Annotated in this window: 3 protein-coding genes; all 3 read left to right on the forward strand. The window is 55.5% G+C overall.

Annotated features, from left to right (window positions below):
• Nucleotides 1-12: 12 nt before the first annotated feature.
• Nucleotides 13-603, forward strand: coding sequence for a ubiquinol-cytochrome c reductase iron-sulfur subunit (petA, locus tag G5358_RS20725; RefSeq protein ID WP_216952217.1), 591 nt, complete (start codon nucleotides 13-15; stop codon nucleotides 601-603).
• Nucleotides 604-605: 2 nt separating this feature from the next.
• Nucleotides 606-1823 carry a cytochrome b gene (locus G5358_RS20730; RefSeq protein WP_005341735.1) on the forward strand — a complete coding sequence of 406 codons (1218 nt, stop codon included), beginning with the start codon at nucleotides 606-608 and terminating at the stop codon, nucleotides 1821-1823.
• On the forward strand, nucleotides 1820-2476 hold a 657-nt coding region (locus G5358_RS20735; protein WP_421324843.1), incomplete at its 3' end, for a cytochrome c1. The genes G5358_RS20730 and G5358_RS20735, both read left to right, overlap by 4 nt.

Raw genomic sequence — 2476 nt, forward strand, 5'->3', positions numbered from 1 at the left:
GAGAGTTTTTGGATGAGCAATGCGCCAGTTGATACCGGTCGCCGCAGATTTCTTACCTGGTCAACGGTTGCCGTTGGTGGGGTAGGAGCTGCGTTTACCGCAGTGCCGTTTATAAAGTCATGGAATCCGAGTGCCAAGGCCAAAGCAGCCGGTGCACCGGTTGAAGTCGATATCAGCAAGTTGGAACCGGGTCAGCTCATCCGTGTCGAGTGGCGTGGCAAACCCGTCTGGGTGGTGAAACGCACCAAGCAGACGCTGGATGCCCTGGCAGCACATGATGACAAGTTGCGGGATCCCTCATCAGAAGAGCCGCAGCAGCCTGACTATGCCCATAACGGGTACAGATCGATCAAGCCCGAAATTTTTGTCGCGGTCGGTATCTGCACCCATCTCGGGTGTTCACCTTCTTATCTGCCTGACAGTTTTGGTGAGCAGGTGCAGGGGGTTGCGTCCGGCTTCTTCTGCCCGTGTCATGGCTCCAAGTTCGATATGGCTGGCCGTGTGTTCCAGGGGGTGCCTGCACCACTGAACCTGGTTATTCCGCCGTATCAATTCATTAACGACACCACCATTCTGGTCGGTGCCGATGGCAAGGAGGCCTGATCATGTTGAGCAAACTGATGGGCTGGATTGACGATCGCTTTCCGCTTACGGCCATGTACAACGACCACATGGCCAAGTATCCGGCTCCGAAGAACCTGAACTTCTGGTATTTCTTCGGTTCGCTGGCCATGTTGGTGCTGGTTAACCAGATCATCACCGGCATCTGGCTGACCATGAACTACAACCCCTCTGCGGAAGGTGCGTTTGCCTCCGTCGAGTACATCATGCGGGATGTGGAGTATGGCTGGCTGCTACGTTACATGCACTCTACCGGTGCCTCTGCCTTCTTCGTGGTGGTCTACCTGCACATGTTCCGAGGTATGATTTACGGCTCTTACCAGAAGCCGCGCGAGCTGCTGTGGATTTTCGGCATGCTGATCTTCCTGGTGCTGATGGCGGAAGCCTTTATGGGCTACTTGCTGCCCTGGGGACAGATGTCATTCTGGGGGGCCCAGGTCATCATCTCGCTGTTTGGTGCCATTCCGGTCATCGGTGACGATCTTACTCTGTGGATCCGTGGTGACTACGTTATCTCTGGTGCGACCCTGAACCGCTTCTTCGCGCTGCACGTCATCGCGTTGCCGCTGGTGCTGGTGATGCTGGTTGCCATGCATATCCTGGCGCTGCACGAAGTCGGCTCCAACAACCCGGATGGCATCGATATCAAGAAGCACAAGGACGAGAACGGCTGGCCGCTGGATGCGGTGGCGTTCCACCCTTACTTCACCGTCAAGGATATGATCGGTGTGGCCGGCTTCCTGTTCTTCTTCTGCGCCATCATCTTCTTCAAGCCGGATATGTGGGGTTACTTCCTCGAGAAGCCGAACTTTGAAGTGGCCAACGGCCTGAAGACTCCGGCTCACATCGCGCCTGTGTGGTACTTCACCCCCTTCTACGCGATTCTGCGTGCGGTACCTGACAAGCTGCTTGGCGTCATCATGATGGGCCTCTCTATTGTGGTGTTGTTCCTGCTGCCCTGGCTGGATCGCTGCAAGGTGCGTTCAGTACGCTATCGCAGCAAGCTGCACAAGCTGAACATCGCCCAGTTTGTGGTCTGCTTCATCATTCTGGGGGTGCTGGGTGTACTGCCGTCGACGCCGACTCTGACGCTGGTTGCCCAGATCTGTACCTTGGGTTATTTCGGTTTCTTCGTGCTGTTGTTCTTCTACAGCAAAAACGAACGCACCAAGCCGCTGCCGGAGAGGGTGACATTTAAATGAAAAAAATAATATTTGCAGTGCTGACCCTGCTGCCCTCTCTGGTGTTTGCCGCTGGAGGTGCGGTTGCACTGGACAAGGCCAATTACGATCTGAGTGACAAGGCATCCCTGCAACGCGGAGCGGCCACCTTCATGAATTATTGTGCCGGCTGCCACTCTACCCAGTACCAACGTTACAACCGGGTTGCTGCCGATCTGGAGATCCCTGAGGATCTGATGAAGGAGAACCTCATTTTCACCGACGCCAAAGTGGGTGATCTGATGAAGAGTGCCATGTCCGAGAAGGATGCCGCTAAGTGGTTTGGTGCGCCGCCTCCCGACCTGACTCTGGTAGCCCGAGTACGTGGTGCGGACTGGATTTACACTTATCTGCGTTCTTTTTACGTGGATCCGACCCGTCCGTTTGGTGTGAATAACGTGGTGTTCCCGTCAGTGGGCATGCCCCATGTGCTGGAGCCGCTGCAGGGGACTCCCCGTGCCGAGTTCGCGACTCACATGGTCGATGGCGTCGAGACCCAGCAGGTTGTCAGCATCAAATCTGACGGCAACGGTGAAATGGATGACGAAGAGTATGATAAGACGGTACTGGATCTGGTAAACTTCTTGGTCTACTCGGCTGAACCGGTACAACAGGAGCGTGAACGCATGGGCTTC

This window comes from Aeromonas sp. 604176, assembly GCF_049170755.1.
Taxonomy (GTDB): domain Bacteria; phylum Pseudomonadota; class Gammaproteobacteria; order Enterobacterales; family Aeromonadaceae; genus Aeromonas; species Aeromonas veronii_A.

Bases quoted from the DNA above. Each gene is read 5' to 3' on its own strand.
- petA (WP_216952217.1), top strand. From the start codon at position 13: ATGAGCAATGCGCCAGTTGATACCGGTCGCCGCAGATTTCTTACCTGG.
- G5358_RS20730 (WP_005341735.1), top strand. From the start codon at position 606: ATGTTGAGCAAACTGATGGGCTGGATTGACGATCGCTTTCCGCTTACG.